General features: G+C 73.8%; 3 protein-coding genes. 2 read left to right on the forward strand and 1 reads right to left on the reverse strand.

The window, feature by feature from the left end; all coding sequences use genetic code 11:
• Positions 1-52: 52 nt before the first annotated feature.
• Positions 53-556: an Asp23/Gls24 family envelope stress response protein gene (locus ACFU99_RS42100; RefSeq protein ID WP_384403668.1), complete on the reverse strand. Its 504-nt coding sequence runs from the start codon at positions 554-556 to the stop codon at positions 53-55.
• Positions 557-714: 158 nt separating this feature from the next.
• Between ACFU99_RS42100 and ACFU99_RS42105 the strand changes: the two genes are divergently transcribed.
• On the forward strand, positions 715-1,302 hold the full coding sequence (locus ACFU99_RS42105; RefSeq protein WP_384403673.1) for an RNA polymerase sigma factor: 588 nt from the start codon (positions 715-717) through the stop codon (positions 1,300-1,302).
• Positions 1,293-1,925, forward strand: coding sequence for a hypothetical protein (locus ACFU99_RS42110; protein WP_384403670.1), 633 nt, complete (start codon positions 1,293-1,295; stop codon positions 1,923-1,925). Before ACFU99_RS42105 ends, ACFU99_RS42110 begins: the two co-directional genes overlap by 10 nt.
• Positions 1,926-1,937: the final 12 nt, after the last annotated feature.

A 1,937-nucleotide genomic window follows, 5' to 3' on the forward strand; every position in this document is an offset into this window, starting at 1 on the left:
CCTCACACGGGGGCCGTGCGGTCGCCGCAGGCAGTCGCCGCCGGCCGTCGGACTATTGCACGCGGGTCTCCGCTTCGTCCTCCGTCGTCTCATCGGGCAGCCGCACGTCGATGACGGCGATGTTGACCTCCACGACCTCCAGCCCCGTCATCCGCTCCACGGCGGAGATCACGTTCTCCCTGATGTCGCCCGCGACCTCGGTGATCGGCACCCCGTACTCGACCACTATGTCGAGGTCCACGGCCGTCTGCCGCTCGCCGACCTCGACCTTCACACCGCGCGTGACGGGCGAACGGCCGCCGGGCACCCGGTCGCGCACCGCGCCGAGCGTACGGGCCAGCCCGCCGCCGAGCGCGGCCACGCCCGGCACCTCGCGTGCGGCCATTCCGGCGATCTTCTCGACCACGCCGTCCGCGATCGAGGTCTTCCCGCGGGTGGCCGGCGCGGTGTCGGCGCCGGCCGGCCCGGCCTGTACGGTCGCGCCGCCGCTCAGCGGTGTCCCGCCGGTCCGCGGCTCGTTGACCGCGGGGGCGGCCGTCTTCGGGGACGTCGACATGGGCTCTCTCCTCGGATCGTCGTCGGATAGCTCGTCCTGACACCTGTTCGGACACGGCCCGCCGCCTTGCGTCACGCGCCGCCGCGGATTTCCTATTCTTCGCTCACCGCGTGAGGAACGTGATTCCCGTACGTCGAACAGGATGGCCGCAGGACCGGATGAACGGAACCGGGCCGAACGGAACGGAAAGGAGCCGGCGAGTGCCCGAACGCAGCGACGACCTGCTGGCGGTACGGGCCGGGGAAGGCGACGAGGGCGCGTTCGAGGTGCTGGTCCGGCGGCACAGCGCGACGCTGCTCAGCCTGGCGACGCGCCTCCTCGGCAGCCGTGCCGACGCGGAGGACGCCGTGCAGGAGGCATTCGTCAGCGCCTGGCGCAGGCTCCCGGACTTCCGCGGCGACGCCGCCTTCTCCACCTGGATGTACCGCATCGTGACCAACCGCTGCCTCAACGTTCTGCGCGCCCGCCGCCCCACCCAGGACCTCGCCGCCATACCGGAACCGCCCGCCCCGGAACACGCGGCGTCCCCGGTCCGCGCGGTCGAGGGGACGGCGGCCGTCGAGGCGCTCACCGTCGCCCTGACCGGGCTCACCCCCGAGCAGCGCGCCTGCTGGGTGCTGAGAGAGCTGCACGGACTCTCGTACAGCGAGATCGCGGAGGTGGTGCGGATCAGCGAGCAGTCCGTACGCGGCAGGATCTTCCGAGCACGGCGCTATCTGACGGAGGCGATGGGCGCATGGCGCTAGACGACGCGACCGACGACGCCGCCCTGCCGTGCGGCCGGACGCTCAGCGCGGTCTGGGAGAGCGAGGGCGACGACCCGCACGTCGCGGGCTGCCCGCACTGCCAGGCGGCGCTGGCCGGGCTGGGCGTCCTGGACAGCTACGTACGCCAGGCGCGGGCCGCCGCCGACCCGCCCGCCGAGGAGATCACCGCACGCGTCATGGACCTCGTACGGGCCGAACTGCGCCCCGGCCGGCCGCTGCCGCTCGGCGAACCGGACGACGACGCCTGGATCGTGGAGACCGCGGCCACGCGCACCTTCCGCGCCGCCGCCGAGAGCCTGTCCGGGGTCCTCGCGGGCAGCTGCCGCGTCGTGCCCGCCGACCCCGAGGCCGCCCGCACCGCGTCGGAACAGGGCAGCGGCCCGTACCGGGGCCCGCTGCGCGTCACCCTGGACGTGGCGGCCACCGCGGAGTGGACGGTGCCCGAACTGGCCGACCGGGTACGGATCCTGGTCGCCGACGCGGCGCACCGCACGGTCGGCATGGACGTCGCCGAGATCGACGTCTCGGTCGTCGACCTCCTCGACGAGGATCCGCCGACGGTCCGGGGGAGCGCCCGGGACGGCGAGAGGAGAACCAGATGAGCGGCACCGCAC

This window comes from Streptomyces sp. NPDC057654 (assembly GCF_042800135.1).
Lineage (GTDB): Bacteria > Actinomycetota > Actinomycetes > Streptomycetales > Streptomycetaceae > Streptomyces.